The organism is Gordonia sp. NPDC003422, from assembly GCF_053588675.1.
The window spans coordinates 135,985-150,468 of sequence record NZ_JBSFQL010000006.1 but is presented as its reverse complement, the minus strand read 5'-3'; the positions used below and the strand labels follow the sequence as shown (position 1 = coordinate 150,468).

The window sequence follows — 14,484 nt, the reverse complement described above, 5'->3', positions numbered from 1 at the left end:
AATGAGTTCAGCAGTGGAAACCCGACCCGAATCCGAATCCAGCGACGGCAAGGTGCCGTTGATCGAGCTGCGTAACGTCGGCAAGTCCTACGGCGCGATCATCGCGCTCAAGGACATCAGCCTGCGTGTCAACGCCGGTGAGGTCACCTGCGTCCTCGGCGACAACGGCGCCGGCAAGTCGACGCTCATCAAGATCATGGCCGGCCTGCACCAGCAGACCGACGGTGAACTCCTCGTCGACGGTGAGGAGACGCGGTTCGACTCGCCCAAGCACGCCCTGAACAGTGGAATCGCCACCGTGTACCAGGATCTCGCCGTCGTCGGCCTGATGCCGGTGTGGCGCAACTTCTTTCTCGGCCAGGAGATCCGCAAGGGTCCGTTCCGGATGCTCGACATCCAGGCCATGCGCGCCACCACCAAGGAAGAGCTGTTCAAGATGGGCATCGACCTGCCCGACGTCGACGCCCCGATCGGCTCCCTGTCGGGCGGCCAGCGTCAGTGTGTGGCGATCTCGCGCGCCATCTATTTCGGTGCGCGCGTGCTGATCCTCGACGAGCCCACCGCCGCTCTCGGCGTCAAGCAGTCGGGCACCGTGCTGCGCTACATCTCGGCCGCCCGTGACCAGGGCTTCGGCGTCGTGTTCATCACGCACAACCCGCATCACGCGCACATGGTCGGCGATCACTTCGTGTTGCTCAACCGTGGTCGCCAGAAGCTGGACTGCACCTACGACGAGATCACTCTCGAGGAGCTCACCCAGCAGATGGCCGGCGGCGACGAACTCGACACTCTCAGCCACGAATTGCGGCGCACCGAGTGACGAACGTCGGCGTGGTCCTCAGCGCGCGAAGCCCGTTCGAATGGGACCTCGTCGACGACCTGTACGAGGCCGCGGACGGTGCCGGCTACCGGCTCGTCCTCGGTCTCTACGGACCACGCCGCAGCCGGCATCGGGTGACGGCCGAACTCGCCGAAAGCTGTTCGGCCGTCATCGTTGTCGGGCCTGATCGGGCCGACCGGCTCGACGCGGTGTCGGGTCCGTTGGTGATCATCGGGGAACGCATCCCCGACCTCGACGCGGTGACCGTCGGCACCGACGAGTGGCTCGGCGGCGAACTGGCCACCCAGCACCTCATCGACCTCGGGCACACCACCATCGCGCATCTAGATGGCGGCGAGAACTCCGGTGCAGCCGAACGACTTCGCGGCTACCACGACGCGATGGCCGCCGCCGGATTACGCGAGCATGTCCGCGTCTTCGACGGCGACTACAGCGAACGCTCGGGGGCTCGTGTGGCCGACGAGATCATCGACGGCGACGACGCGCCGACGGCGGTGTTCGCCGCCAACGACCGGTCCGCCATCGGCCTGGTCACCGAGCTCCGACGCCGCGGAGTGCGTGTGCCCGAGGATATCTCGGTCGTCGGATACGACGACAGCGAACCCGCCGCGCTCGCGCACATCGCGCTCACCTCGGTCCGTCAGGACACTGCGGGGTTGGCCTCCGCGGCGATGTCGGCGGTGGGCTCGTTGGTGGGGGACAGCGACGAGGCGGCCGACACCGGCGGATGCGGCTACTACGGGGCGGTCGCGCTGGACCCGGTGCTGACGGTGCGGTCGTCGACCGCTGGTGCGCGGACTCGTGTCAGATCAGTATGAAGTTGTGCCCGGAATCCGGGCACAACTTCATACTGATCAAGCCGCGTCTCGTTTGATCGCATTGTTGACCTGCTCTGCGACGTGAGCAGCGCGATCGACGACGTCTCCGTAGGTGTAATTGAACATGGTCCATCCCGCGTCGGTGAGCGCGTTGCGTTTGGTGCGGTCTCGCTGGAAGGACGTGTCATCGCTGTGGAAGGCGAGACCGTCGATCTCGACACCTACCTTGAGCTCGGGGAAAGCAAAGTCGACCACGTACCCACCGACAGGCAAGTTCGCAACCCAGCCAACAATCCCGGCTGCATTGAACAGCTTGACCGTGAGGCGCTCCGCTTCAGACCGTGCGCCGTCCCCCAAGAGACGCAGGTAGGTTGCGACGCGTGTCGCGCCGTGCCGCCTCGGATAGCGAGCGTGCGCGGCCTCGAGATCCTCCACCGACACTCGCCCGGACAGCAATGCTCGGTCGATGACCGCGATCCCCAGCTCGATGGAGGCGTCGAGCACCGTGAGTGCGGCCGACGTGGTCCGCAATCCGTCGTGGACGACAACATCCTGGTCGAGCAAGACGCAGTATTGGATTACAGCAGTGGCAGACGATCGGGCGTGTGCCCCGCGAGTCTTGGTGAACACGAGGTGCTTGCGGGGTTCCTTGTCGTGGAACCCAAGCCACCACGCAGCGGCAACCCGCCGAGTGCCGCTTGGGTGTGGACCGACAGCACAGCGATGCGCGCTTGCGCTCGAGCCGACCGCAAGTGTCCGGCAGCGATGTACACGCCTCGAGCGACAACTTTCCAGGCACCCGAGCGCACTTTGCGAGAGATGGTCGAGGCACTTACACCACACTCGCGAGCTTCCTGTGTCGTGAAGACACCGTCGCGTCGTGCGGACAATTCGTTGATGTCCATGAAAGTCTGACGCAGCCGGCGCCGAACCGGTTCCGTCGATGGTTCGAATTGACCAGTATGATGTTGTGCCCGGATTCCGGGCACAACTTCATACGGAACGTGGGGTGGTCGCGGACATCGTTGTCTCACCTGGCCCTTCGAGGCTCGCTTCGCTCGCACCTCAGGGAGCGGAAGGGGTTCTCCGCGGATTCAGGCTCGGGGAGCGGATGGTGCCCTCAGCGGGGGTCGAGTCCCGCGGCACGGTAGGCGGCGTCGATGTAACGCATGTTCTCGATGGCGTCGTCGATGCCGATGGGTAGGGGTGTGCCGTCACGCACGGCCGACGCGAACGCTTCGAGCTGGTAGGTGTAGGTCGAGCGGGTGCCGACGTTCTCGATGACGGTGCGTTCGGTGGTGGTGACGGCCAGGCGGTCGTCGCGGTTGGGGCCGAGGAAGTCGTGCAGGAGTAGTGCACCCTCGGCGCCGATGATGTGGCAGGCGAACTCGTACTCGCCTGACACCATCGAGTTCGTGTTGAATCCCGATGCGCCGCTCGGATATTGGACGTTTATCGAGCACGCTTCATCGATCTGGTCGTCCCGCAGCAGGGCGCGTGCGCCGGTGATGTTCGGCGAACCACCGCAGTAGCGGCCGAGTTGCCGGAACAGGTGCAGGCCGTAGCAGCCGAGGTCCATGATGGCGCCGCCGGCGAGGTCGTAGCGCCAGCGCGGGTCGTCGGGTCCGGGTTCGGGCATCCCCATGGTGATCTCGACGTGGCGGATTTCGCCGATCGTGCCGGCGTCGAGGAGTTCGAAGGTGCGGTGCATCATCGGGTGGAACAGGTAGTGGAAGGCCTCCATCACCACAGTGCCCGGTTGCTGCGCCATATCGCGTACCGCGGCCGCCTCGATCGCGTTGCGGGCGAATGGCTTCTCGGTGAGCACCGACTTTCCGGCTTCGATCGCCGCCCGATTCCACGGCGCGTGCAGCGAGTTCGCGAGCGGGTTGTAGATCATCTCGATCTCGGGATCGTCGATGAGGCTTTGGTAGTCGTCGTGGACCCGCTCGACGTCGTACTTGTCGGCGAAGGCCTGCGCCCGGTCACGATCGCGCGCGGCGACCGCGACCAGACGATGACCCAGCGTGTGTGCCGGACCGATGATGGCGGACTCGGCGATGCGCGACGCGCCCAGCACGCCGATGCGTAGCGGGTTCATACGCGCACCGGACGCTGCGTGGCCTTACGCAGAAAAGCCAGGGACACAGCGACATCGCCGGCTGCGGCGTCACCGTCGTTCTCGGAGGTCAGGATGGTGTCCTGCTCGAGGACGTACCAACCGCGGTAGCCGGAGTCGACGAGGGTCGCGACGACCTGTCCGATCTGGGCCTCACCGGCGCCGAGCGGCACGTACATGCCCTGCCCGACGGCCTCGGTGTAGGTGAGTTCGCCGTTCTGGACACGCTTGGCCAGGTCGACGCGCACGTCCTTGAGGTGGGCGTGCCGGATGCGATCCGGTACTGTGCGAGCCACTTCCAGCGGATCGGTGCCGCCGATGAGGAGGTGTCCGGTGTCGAGGCAGAGTCCGATCTTCGATCCGTCGATGACCCGGAAGACCTCGTCGTGCTGCTCGATCATGGTGCCCACATGCGGATGCAGGGCGGCGACGATGCCACGCTCGGCGGCCATGTCGTCGATGCGATCGAGGTTGCGCAGCAACGTGTCCCACTGTTCCTCGGTGAGGTCGGGGCGCGAGTCGTATCCGTCGACGCCCGTGGCGGCGGCGACCACGAGGACGTCTCCGCCGCTGGTGACGATGCGGTCGAGTGCCGGCGCGACGTCGTCGAGCGGGTCGGCTGCGGCGTCGTGCAGCACGACGGGCACAAACGAGCCGACACATCCGAGGCCGTACGCGGCCAGCGCATCTCGCAGTTCGACGGGATCGGTGGGCAGAAAGCCCTCGGGCCCGGTCTCGGCGGAGGTCATGCCGAGCTCGTGCATCTCACCGAAGACGCGCTCTGGCGGCAGTTGGTGGCCCCAGCCGGGGACTTCGCAGACACCCCAGGAGATGGGGGCGCCGGCCACACGGAGCTGGGTAGCGGTCACAGCGGAGTTGGTCATGGGAGTGTCCTTGTGAGTCGAGGGTCGACCTCGGCGGTTTCTACGGGTCGGCGTTCGGTGAGGGAAAGTGTTGCGGCGTCGGCGATCACGGCGACCGCGAGGGCGTCATCGACGCTGCAGAGCCGGACTGGGCCGGGTGTGTCGTCGGTGACGGCGTGGCAGAACGCGGTCAGTTCACGCCGGTAGGCTTCGGCGAATCGGTCCATGAAGAAGCCGTGCGGGGTGCCGGACGGGAACGTGACCGCAGGGTCGGTGGTGCGCATCGGAGTGCCGTCATCCCAGCCGGCGGCAACGGAATCCTCGCTGCCGTGGACTTCGAGACGGCAATCGTAGCCGCGACCGTTGTACCGGCTCGCGGACACGATCCCCATGGTTCCCGACGCGAAAGTCAGTACCGCCGTGGCCGAGTCGACGTCGTCGTACTCGCTGAAGGCGGGGTCGCCCTGGTTGGTGCCGGTGGCGAACACTGTCTCGACTTCGTCGTCCAACACCCAACGGAGAGTGTCGAAGTCGTGGACCGCACAGTCGCGGAAGATGCCGCCCGAGCCGGCGATATACGCCATGGGTGGCGGTGCGGGGTCGAGGGTCGTCGAGCGGGCCGTCGTGATGAAGCCGAGTTCGCCCGATGCGACGGCGGCACGCGCGGCGCTGAAGGCCGGGTCGAAACGCCGGTTGTAGCCGATGGCGACCAGCACCTCGGAGCCTGCGATGCGTCGGGCGACGTCGGCCGACTCCTCCGCAGACATGGCGATCGGCTTCTCGCAGAAGACGGGAGTATTTGCGGCGACTGACTTTTCGATGAACGGCGCGTGAGTGGGTGTGGCGGTCGCGACGATCACAGCGTCGACGTCGGCGTCGAGCACCGCGTCGATGTCGGCGACGGCACGTGCCGTCGGGAAAGCGGCGGCCGCTGCGTCGACCGCGGCCGGTACGGCGTCGGTGATCACCAGTTCGTCGACCTCGGGGAGGCCGGCGAGGATGCCGGTGTGGAAGGCGCCGATCCGGCCGAGGCCGACAACGCCGATGCGCAATCCCATCAGTCCACCGCTCCCATCACGATCTGATCCCAGTCGATCACCGAACCGGTGACCACGCCGCTGTGGTCCGACAACAGCAGCACCACGAAGTCGGCGATCTCGTCGGGCTGGCCGAGCTTGCCCATCGGCACCGACGCGTTCGCCTTCTCGACCCACGTGTCGTCACCGCCGTGGAAACGCTTCTGGATGTCGGCCTCGCCCTCGGTTTCGGTCCAGCCGATGTTGAGTCCGTTGATCCGGACGCGGTCCCAGCGGTGGGCGTGGGCGGCGTTCTTCGTCAAACCCACCAACCCCGCCTTCGACGCGGAATACGGTGCGAGGAAAGGCTGTCCGCCGTACGACGACATCGTGATGATGTTCACGATGGAGCCCGACGCGCCGCGGTCGACCATGTCGCGCACAGCCGCCTGCATGGTGAAGAACGGCGCGCGCATGTTGAGTGCGACGTGATGATCGAAGAGCTCGGGCGTGGTGTCGAGCAGGCTGCCGCGACTGGTGGCGCCGGCGGCATTGCACAGGCAGTCGATGCGACCGAACTCGGCGATGGTCGCCGCCACCGAGTCCGACGCCGCGGCCGGATCGGTCAGGTCGGTCTGCGTGAACCGGACGGGCGTTTCGCCGTCGAGTTCGGCGACCAGCGCCTTGCCCTTCTCCGCATTGCGGCCGGTGAACATCACCGACGCCCCAGCCGCTGCGCCTGCCCGCACGATCGCGGCGCCGACGCCCTGCGTGCCGCCACTGACCAGCAGGACCTTGCCGGCCAGAGCGTTCGTCGTCGAAAAGGTCATCAGTGCGCTCCGTTCGGGTCGTGACGGGTGTCGAGTGCGGTGAGTTCGGCGTCGAATCGTTCGGCGGTGACATCGCCTGCGAGGCAACGTGCGACGAGTTCGGCCTGCGTCTCGCCGGCGAGTCCGGTGATCGGGGCGTCGATGTCGAGGTTGGTCGGGAATGCGTAACCCTCTGCCGCCGAGGCGATCACGTTGGCAACGGCGCGGTGGTCACCGGTCGCCGACAACTTTCGCAGAGCGGGGTAGAGAGCCCGCAGCATCGCCGAGCGGTCGACGGCGTCCATCGCCCGCCCGAAGGCCGACGAGATCTGCAGCAGGTTCGCCATCCGCCTGATGTCACTGGACACATTGTGGCCGGCGCCATGGAAGAGGGCGGGATTGAAGAACACCGCGTCGCCCGCCGACAGCGGCAGCTGCACGTAGTTGCGGGCGAAATGCTCACGGAAATCGGGCAGATTGAACGCCAGGTAGCCGGGCTCGTAGGTCTGCGAATACGGCAGGTACATGGTCGGGCCGGACTCGATGGGCATGTCGACGTGCGCGACCGCACCCTGCAGCGTGAGCGCGGGAGAGAGCCGGTGGATGTGGGCGCGGAATCGGGCGGCGGTGTCGGTCGACATGAAGCCCAGGTGGTAGTCACGGTGCGGATTCTGTGCGGCACCACCGGGATTGACGACGTTGACCTGTGACGTGACCTGATACATCGGGCCCAGCCACGCCTCGCTGATCAGCGCGAGGACGTCGTTGGCGTAGTAGCGGCTGTAGAGCTCAGGTGCGCGTTGCGCGAACTTCTGCAGCGCGTTCCAGATGCGATCGTTGGCGCCCGGCTTGGCGAAATGGTCGCCGCCCGCCATCCCGGCGGCGTGCTGGTCGGCGATGATCTCGCTGAAGACACCGGTGGTTTCGCGCAGTGCGTGAGCGTCGCCGAACGCTCCGGCGAAGACGACGATGCCGGGTCCGGCGAGGAGTGCGCGGGCGAGTTCGTCGGAGATCTGCGCGCGGGTGCGATCGTCGGTCCCGGTGACCGCCGCGGCGTCGTAGAAGAGGACGCCGCGCTCGGTGCTCGCCGCGAATGGGTAGTCGGCGAGGTCGGTGGTGCGGTCGGTGAGCGCGATGAAGTCGTCGATCCGGCATTCCTCGGCGGTGATGCGATCGGCGCGGGCGGGGGTGATCTGCTGGGTGCTCATCAGTCTGGTCTTCCTCTCGGCACTGAAGGTGTCGAGATCAGGATCACAATATCCTATTGTCTGGACAAGAAGGAATATCCATCAAGAATCCCTCAGGAGTGCGGCATGCCACATCGGTATCCGGTGCGCGAGATCGCGCGGCAGGCGGGCGTCAGCGATGCGACGGTCGATCGCGTCCTGCACGGCCGGCCAGGCGTGCGCGAGGTGACGGTGCGGCAGGTCGAGCAGGCCATTGCCGACCTCGATCGGCAACGCACCCAGCTGCGGCTCTCGGGCCGACAGTTCCTCATCGACCTCGTGATGGACACGCCACGCCAGTTCTCGCGGCTGGTCACCGACGCCCTCGAGGCCGAACTGCCCGCACTGCGCCCGGCGGTCATGCGTGCGCGCTATCACGTGCGCGAGCGGTGGGAGGTGGCGTCGATGGTCGACGAACTCGACGCCATCGGACGGCGCGGCAGCCATGCGGTGGTCCTCAAAGCGCCGGACGTACCCGAGATCGAGGACGCGATCCGACGCCTGACTGCGCAGCGGATCCCGGTGATCACGCTGGTCACCGACGTCGTGCGCAGTACTCGCATTGCCTACGTGGGCATGGACAATCGGGCGGTCGGAGCCACGGCGGCCTACCTGATGTCGCGCTGGCTGCGGCACGTGGCGGGCGATGTCCTGGTGATCACCAGCGGTGCGACCTTTGAGGGCGAGGGGCTGCGCGAGCAGGGCTTCCGTGAGGCGCTGCGGGTTCACGACCCGGGTCGCACGGTGGTCGCGGTGTCCAACTCCGACGGTCTCGACGCGACGTGCCGACGCCTCGTCGACACCGCGCTCGACAAGCATCCGGGCATCGTGGCGGTCTATTCGATCGGTGGTGGAAATCGTGGCATCGTCGACGCGTTTGCGGCGTCGGATCGCGCGTGCGAGGTGTTTCTGGGGCACGACCTCAGCGACATGAACCGCACCTTGCTCGCCAGTGGTCATCTGAGTGCGATCCTGCATCACGACCTGCGATCGGACATGCGGGCGATGGCCCAGGTGGTGATGAGTCATCACGGCGCCATCCCGGAGTTTCGGCCGCGGCGATCGGCGATCGCGGTGATCACGCCACACAACATCCCGGAGTACTGACACAAACATAGTTTGTTATGACATAATGACAGGCATGTCCGAGACGACGCAGTTGGCCGTGGAGCTCGACCGGTCGACTCCGGTGCCGCTGTATCACCAGCTCGCGCAGGCTTTCGAGTCTGCCATCGTCAGCGGTGACCTGCGCCCCGGTGACCGGCTGGAGAACGAACTCGATCTCGCCAAACGGCTCAAGCTGTCCCGCCCGACCATTCGTCAGGCCATACAAGAACTCGTCGACAAGGGCGTCGTCGTACGCAAGCGGGGGGTCGGGACCCAGGTGGTGCAGAGTCCCGTGCACCGTTCGGTGGAACTGACGAGCCTGTTCGACGACCTGAGCACCGCCGGTATGCATCCGGCCACGCAGTTGCTCGAATACCGCATCGGCATCCCGGACGAGGAATTGCGCCAGGATCTGGCGCTGCCGGTCGATGGCGAAGCGGTCACCATCAAACGTCTCCGCAGTGCAGGCGGAGAACCGCTGGCCGTGATGACCAACCACCTGCCCGCCGACATCTGTCCGCCCGCAGGGGAACTCGAAGACGGTGGTCTCTACAAGGGACTCCGCGCCCGGGGTGTACACATTCGACTTGCTCGCCAGCGGATCGGCGCCAAGGCCGCCGACGCCGACGAGGCCGCACTGCTCGGCGAAGAGGTCGGCGCACCGCTGCTGACCATGCAACGCACGGCGTTCGACGACGCCGGACGCGTCGTCGAGGTCGGGCGCCACGCCTACCGCGCCGACCGGTACTTCTTTGAAACGACCGTCGTCGACCGCTGATGGCCCCATCCGCTCCCTGAGGTGTGAGGAGCGCAAGCGACGAGCCTCGAAGGGCTGGTGAGACGACAATGTCCTCTCACCAGGGGCGAGGTTCGCAGGCTCGCACCTCGGCCGGCGGGAGGGGCGTCGGGGGTGGGCGCGCCCAGTCGGACGGGAGGGGACGCGCAGGTGGCGAAGAGACAAAGAGCCGTACCGGTTAGGCTGAGGTCCGTTTGGTGCAGGACGGTTGGGGGTGACCTTGCTGAACATTGGTGCGGATTTCGCCGGTTACCGCGTGCTCGACATTCTGGGCAGCGGGGGCATGGGCGCCGTCTACCTGGTCGAGAACGCGCAGCTTCATCGGTGTGAGGCACTGAAGGTGATCTCGGTCGGGGGTTCGAACAGCGCCGAGTTCGAGCGCCGATTCGTGAACGAGGCGCGAGCCGCCGCGGGTCTGGACCACCCGGCATCGTCACCGTCCACCACTACGGTGTCGCCGAGGGCACTCCGTTCTTCACCATGGCCTTCCTGGCTGGGCAGGACCTTTCCGCTGCTGTGCTGAATGCACACGACATCGGCGCGGTCGTTGCGTCGGTTGCCGATGCGCTGGACTACGCCCATGGTCGCGGCGTCATTCACCGCGACATCAAGCCTGCCAATGTGATCGTGCGACGTGACGACAGTGGTCGCATCAGCCGGGTGGTCGTGGTGGACTTCGGGATCGCGCGACTCGTCGATGTGCCGGGAGCGACGACGTCGGGCGCGTTCATCGGAACGCTCGCCTATGCGGCACCCGAGGTGCTCGACGGCGGCGAGGCCAGCCCGCGTTCGGATCAGTACTCGCTGGCCTGCACGACGTATGAACTGCTGTGCGGACGGGCACCCTTCTCCGAACCGACGCCAGCGGCGTTGATGCTTGCCCACATCACGAAACCTGCGCCGAAGGCGAGTGCGGTTCTCGGAACCGGATACGTGGGAGTCGACGCCGTCCTCGAACGGGCGCTCGCGAAAGACCCGGCCCATCGATTCTCCACCGTCACCGACTTCGCGCGTGCGCTGACCCGGGCGCTCGAGGCGAGTTCGGCACAGTCCGCGGAAACGCTTCCGGGAGAAGTGATCACACACGCCGCGCAGCTGACCGATACGCCGGCCCCGAGATCGACAGCGAAGATCGTCGTCGGCATCGTCACGGGTGTCGCGATCGTCGCGGTCCTCGGGGTCGTCGCGGCCACCCTGTGGTGGAGGTCTGACTCGGAGTCGGCGCACGCGGCATCGGCAGCTGCACCGGACACCACGTCGGCGACGACATCGGTGGCCGCACGCGCGAACGGGCACTGTTCCCCGGAGACGACGACGATGACCCTGGTCGCCAGCAAGCCGGCGTTCCGGGTGGGTGATCGCATGATGTTCGCCTGGCGGATCCGCAACGACGCCGACACCCCGTGCCCGCTCGACATCGGTGTCTCGGCGACCGAGATCGTCGTGACGTCGGCCGCCGGAGAGCGGCAGTGGGGAAGCCGGGATTGCAGTCCGGAGAAGGGCACTCGGGTCGTGGTGATCGCACCACACCAGTACGCGCCCGCCGTCGGATACAAGTGGTCGCTCAAGACGAGCGAGTTGACCTGCACACAGCCACGGCAAGATCTGGTTCCCGGAACCTATCGCGCGGTCGCGAGCGTGGACGGGATCGACGCGGAGCCGGTGACGTTCACGATTCGCTAGGAGATTCGACGCCGGTGGTGACGGCAACGAGCAACTGCCGCACCGCCATTGCACGTCGGTGTGAGTGGCCTTCGAGCAGATCGAGCGCACACTCCGGGTCAGCGGGTGGGCCGAGATGGGTGCAGCCGCGCGGACAGTCCTCGATGGCGTCGCGGAGATCGTCGAAGGCGTCGACGATGTCGTCGGGGGTGACGTGCGCGAGTCCGAACGACCGGATACCTGGGGTGTCGACGACCCAGGTGCGGGGCAACTCGTCACCAGGCAATGCGAGAGCGACCGACTGGGTCGACGTGTGCCGTCCCTTGCCGACACCCGACACCACGCCCGTTGCTCTATCTGCCTCGGGCACAAGACGGTTAACCAATGTCGACTTGCCGACACCCGAGTGTCCGATGAGCGCGGTGAGGTGGCCGTCCAAGATGGTGAGGATGTCGTCGAGCGGGTCGTCTCGGCCGGCCCGGACAATCGGCAGGTCGAGGTCGGCGAAGGCGGCGGTGAACTCGGTGGGGTCGGCGAGGTCGGATTTGGTCAGGCACAAGATGGGTGCGAGACCGCCGACATAGGCTGCGGCGAGCGCTCTTTCGACGAATCCGGTGCGAGGTGGGGGATCGGCCATGGCGGTGACGATGAGGAGTTGGTCGGCGTTGGCGACGACGATCCGCTCGTACGGGTCGGAGTCGTCGGCGGTGCGTCGCAAGATGGTGGAGCGTTCGGCGACACGGACGATCCGGGCAAGGGTGTCGGGCTTTCCGGACAGATCGCCCACCACAGAAACGTTGTCGCCCACCACGATCGGTGTGCGGCCGAGTTCGCGGGCGCGCATGGTCACGAGGTGACGGTCGGGGTCGCCGCCCAGGACACATCCCCATCTGCCACGATCCACCGACACCACCATCGCGTCGGCTGCGTCGTCGTGCGTGGGACGTTGCTTGGTGCGCGGCCGACTGCCCTTACCGGGACGAACCCGGACGTCGGACTCGTCGTAGCTGGCCGCGCGGCGGGTCAAGGGCGGACCGTCGCGTTGCGCTTGCCAGCCGTTTCCGCTCCCTGAGGAGCGAGCTTGCGAGCCGTTTCCGCTCCCTGAGGAGCGAGCTTGCGAGCCTCGAAGGGCTGGCGAGGAAGTGTTGCGAGGCCTTCGAGGCTCGTCGGTTTCGAGACGCGCCGGACTCGCTGCGCTCGCTCGTCGCTCCTCAACCCGGCGGCTAGCGCTCCTCGCACCTCAGGCAGCGGGGGGCGGGTCACGGGTGCCCGATCATCTGCTGCCACATGCCGGGGAAGTCGGGGAGGGTTTTGGTGGTGGTTTCGATGTCGTCGACGGTGACGCCCTGGGTGACGAGGCCGATGATCGCGCCCGCGGTGGCCATCCGGTGGTCGGCGTAGGACTCCCAGGTTCCGCCGTGCAGAGTGGTCCCGGTGATCTGGAGGCCGTCGTCGGTCTCGGTGCAGATGCCGCCGAGCCGCGTGATCTCGGTGGTCAGTGCGGCCAGCCGGTCGGTTTCGTGTCCGCGCAGGTGGGCGATCCCGGTCAGCTCGGAGTCGCCGTCGGCCACCGCACAGAGCGCCGCGATCGTCGGGGTGAGCTCGCCGATGTCCCGCAGATCCAGCGATACGGCCGAAAGTCGTTGCGGGCCCTGCACGGACAGTGTGCCGTCGATCAGTTCGACGGTGCAGCCCATCGCGGCGAGGATGTCGGCGATGCGAGCGCCGGGCTGGGTGGTGACCGCGGGCCAGTACGGTACGCGCACGGTGCCGCCGGTGACCGCGGCCGCGGCGAGGAAAGCGGCCGCGTTGGAGAGGTCGGGCTCGACCGTCCAGTCGACGGCGGCGATCCTCCCCGGCGCCACCCGCCATGTGTTCGGCTCACTGGTGTTCACGGTGACACCCGCGGTGGCGAGCATGTCGACGGTCATGTCGATGTGCGGTGTGCTCGGTACAGGCGCGCCGACGTGGCGGATCATCAGGCCGTCGTCGAACCGGGCCCCGGACAGCAGCAGACCGGACACGAACTGCGACGATCCGGATGCGTCGATGGTGACCTCGCCGCCCCGCACTGTTCCCGCACCGTCGACGGTGAACGGCAAGGCGTCGCCCTCGACGCCCACGCCGAGTCCGCGCAGTGCGTCGAGGATGGTGGTCTGCGGTCGGGTGCGGGCCTGCTCGTCGCCGTCGAAGGTGACCGGTCCGTCTGCGAGAGCGGCCACCGGCGGCAGGAATCGCATCACCGTGCCGGCGAGTCCGCAGTAGATGTCGGCGGCATGCAGCGGTGCCGGTTCGATCGACACCGTCGTCTCCTGCGCCGGGTCGACGCGCACGCCCACTCCCAGCGCCGTGAGCGCGCCGAGCATCAAGTTCGTGTCGCGACTACGCAGCGTTCCGCGAATGGTCGACGGTCCGTCGGCGAGAGCGGCAAGGACGAGCGCACGGTTGGTGATGGACTTCGAGCCGGGCAGTTCGACCGTCGCGTCGAGCCGGGTCGGCGCCACCGGTGCGATCCAAGTGCTCATGGCGACAAGTCTGTCATGTGTCTATCACCGGGTGTCGCGGCGCAGCGGGTGGTCGTCGGGCACCTCGACGACGATCAACAGCCTGCCGTCCGGGTCCTCGATGTGCATCTCGATCAGTCCCCACGGCTCGGTCACCGGTTCGCGGGAGATGGCGACCCCGTTGGCTCGCAGTTCACGTTCGCATGCCTGCGCGTCGCGGACCTGCAGCCAGAGCACGGCGTCGGTTGCCGGGCCGACATCGTCGGACATGTGCCCGGGTACCTCGATCAGCCCGTTCCCGGCATGGAAGACCATGCCTCCGGGGTAGACACGGGCAACGGCGAGCCGCAGTTGGTTGCGATAGAAGTGCTGAAGTCGCTCGGGGTCACCGGAGCGCAGAAGCACACGGCTGGACAGAACCTCCACGACGGTTATTGTCTACTGCCCTTCGGTGGTCCCGTCGGTACCGCCGAGCGCGTGTCCCCGGTTGAGGTCGTTCCCGTGACGCGCAGCCTCGTAGATCGCCTTCTCGCGGGCGATCCGGTCGGTCTCGCCGATCGGCTTGGCGTCGCCGAACGCGAATGCCGATTCGTGCGGGTAGTCGTGCGGGATGTCCGGGTCGTCGGTCGGATCCTCGGCGGCCGGATTGTTCGGGCTCGGTTCGGTAGGGACATGCTCTGGGCTGGGAGACATGGTTCAACGATACGGTGGATCGGGAGGGCC

The 14,484-nt window shown here is 66.9% G+C and carries 17 protein-coding genes; 6 read left to right on the top strand and 11 right to left on the bottom strand.

Annotation, left to right across the window (positions count from 1 at the left end; genetic code table 11):
• Position 1: 1 nt before the first annotated feature.
• Together ACWDTF_RS07655 and ACWDTF_RS07650 are read left to right on the top strand one after the other, a co-directional pair.
• The gene (locus ACWDTF_RS07655; protein WP_240856810.1) at positions 2-820 is read left to right on the top strand and encodes an ATP-binding cassette domain-containing protein; all 819 of its coding nucleotides are present in this window, start codon (positions 2-4) and stop codon (positions 818-820) included.
• Entirely contained in the window at positions 817-1,659 is an 843-nt protein-coding gene (locus ACWDTF_RS07650; RefSeq protein WP_240856811.1) for a LacI family DNA-binding transcriptional regulator, read from the top strand. Before ACWDTF_RS07655 ends, ACWDTF_RS07650 begins: the two co-directional genes overlap by 4 nt.
• A gap of 36 nt (positions 1,660-1,695) precedes the next feature.
• Here the strand turns inward: ACWDTF_RS07650 and ACWDTF_RS07645 are convergent, their stop codons facing one another.
• The 7 genes from ACWDTF_RS07645 to ACWDTF_RS07615 all read right to left on the bottom strand — a co-directional run bounded on the left by ACWDTF_RS07645 (position 1,696) and on the right by ACWDTF_RS07615 (position 7,674).
• Positions 1,696-2,223 carry an endonuclease domain-containing protein gene (locus tag ACWDTF_RS07645; RefSeq protein WP_240856812.1) on the bottom strand — a complete coding sequence of 176 codons (528 nt, stop codon included), beginning with the start codon at positions 2,221-2,223 and terminating at the stop codon, positions 1,696-1,698.
• A gap of 14 nt (positions 2,224-2,237) precedes the next feature.
• Positions 2,238-2,564, bottom strand: coding sequence for a type IV toxin-antitoxin system AbiEi family antitoxin domain-containing protein (locus ACWDTF_RS07640; protein ID WP_355278175.1), 327 nt, complete (start codon positions 2,562-2,564; stop codon positions 2,238-2,240).
• Positions 2,565-2,779: 215 nt separating this feature from the next.
• Positions 2,780-3,760 (bottom strand): Gfo/Idh/MocA family protein, encoded by a 981-nt coding sequence (locus tag ACWDTF_RS07635; protein ID WP_240856814.1) that lies wholly within the window; start codon positions 3,758-3,760, stop codon positions 2,780-2,782.
• On the bottom strand, positions 3,757-4,662 hold the full coding sequence (locus ACWDTF_RS07630; RefSeq protein WP_449754202.1) for a sugar phosphate isomerase/epimerase family protein: 906 nt from the start codon (positions 4,660-4,662) through the stop codon (positions 3,757-3,759). The genes ACWDTF_RS07635 and ACWDTF_RS07630 overlap by 4 nt, the downstream gene beginning before the upstream one ends.
• Complete coding sequence (locus ACWDTF_RS07625; protein ID WP_449754201.1) at positions 4,659-5,699, bottom strand: Gfo/Idh/MocA family protein; 1,041 nt, start codon at positions 5,697-5,699, stop codon at positions 4,659-4,661. Before ACWDTF_RS07625 ends, ACWDTF_RS07630 begins: the two co-directional genes overlap by 4 nt.
• Positions 5,699-6,487, bottom strand: a complete 789-nt coding sequence (locus ACWDTF_RS07620; protein WP_240856817.1) for an SDR family oxidoreductase — start codon at positions 6,485-6,487, stop codon at positions 5,699-5,701. Before ACWDTF_RS07620 ends, ACWDTF_RS07625 begins: the two co-directional genes overlap by 1 nt.
• Positions 6,487-7,674 carry a phytanoyl-CoA dioxygenase family protein gene (locus tag ACWDTF_RS07615; RefSeq protein ID WP_240856818.1) on the bottom strand — a complete coding sequence of 396 codons (1,188 nt, stop codon included), beginning with the start codon at positions 7,672-7,674 and terminating at the stop codon, positions 6,487-6,489. Before ACWDTF_RS07615 ends, ACWDTF_RS07620 begins: the two co-directional genes overlap by 1 nt.
• Before the next feature lie 105 nt (positions 7,675-7,779).
• Here ACWDTF_RS07615 and ACWDTF_RS07610 point away from each other — a divergent pair, with 105 nt between their 5' ends.
• The 4 genes from ACWDTF_RS07610 (at position 7,780) to ACWDTF_RS07595 (ending at position 11,278) form a co-directional block, all read left to right on the top strand.
• Positions 7,780-8,799 (top strand): LacI family DNA-binding transcriptional regulator, encoded by a 1,020-nt coding sequence (locus tag ACWDTF_RS07610; RefSeq protein ID WP_240856819.1) that lies wholly within the window; start codon positions 7,780-7,782, stop codon positions 8,797-8,799.
• Positions 8,800-8,833: 34 nt separating this feature from the next.
• Positions 8,834-9,577 carry a GntR family transcriptional regulator gene (locus ACWDTF_RS07605; RefSeq protein ID WP_240856820.1) on the top strand — a complete coding sequence of 248 codons (744 nt, stop codon included), beginning with the start codon at positions 8,834-8,836 and terminating at the stop codon, positions 9,575-9,577.
• A gap of 232 nt (positions 9,578-9,809) precedes the next feature.
• Entirely contained in the window at positions 9,810-10,118 is a 309-nt protein-coding gene (locus ACWDTF_RS07600; protein ID WP_449754200.1) for a hypothetical protein, read from the top strand.
• Positions 10,076-11,278, top strand: coding sequence for a protein kinase domain-containing protein (locus ACWDTF_RS07595; RefSeq protein ID WP_449754199.1), 1,203 nt, complete (start codon positions 10,076-10,078; stop codon positions 11,276-11,278). Before ACWDTF_RS07600 ends, ACWDTF_RS07595 begins: the two co-directional genes overlap by 43 nt.
• Here the strand turns inward: ACWDTF_RS07595 and rsgA are convergent.
• The 4 genes from rsgA to ACWDTF_RS07575 all read right to left on the bottom strand — a co-directional run bounded on the left by rsgA (position 11,265) and on the right by ACWDTF_RS07575 (position 14,454).
• Positions 11,265-12,284: a ribosome small subunit-dependent GTPase A gene (gene rsgA / locus ACWDTF_RS07590; protein ID WP_240856822.1), complete on the bottom strand. Its 1,020-nt coding sequence runs from the start codon at positions 12,282-12,284 to the stop codon at positions 11,265-11,267. The two genes, ACWDTF_RS07595 and rsgA, sit on opposite strands and share 14 nt — an antisense overlap.
• Positions 12,285-12,516: 232 nt before the next feature.
• Entirely contained in the window at positions 12,517-13,782 is a 1,266-nt protein-coding gene (gene aroA, locus ACWDTF_RS07585) for a 3-phosphoshikimate 1-carboxyvinyltransferase (RefSeq protein WP_449754198.1), read from the bottom strand.
• Between the two features lie 24 nt (positions 13,783-13,806).
• Complete coding sequence (locus ACWDTF_RS07580; RefSeq protein WP_240856824.1) at positions 13,807-14,187, bottom strand: VOC family protein; 381 nt, start codon at positions 14,185-14,187, stop codon at positions 13,807-13,809.
• Between the two features lie 12 nt (positions 14,188-14,199).
• Complete coding sequence (locus ACWDTF_RS07575) at positions 14,200-14,454, bottom strand: hypothetical protein (protein WP_240856825.1); 255 nt, start codon at positions 14,452-14,454, stop codon at positions 14,200-14,202.
• Positions 14,455-14,484 lie beyond the last annotated feature (30 nt).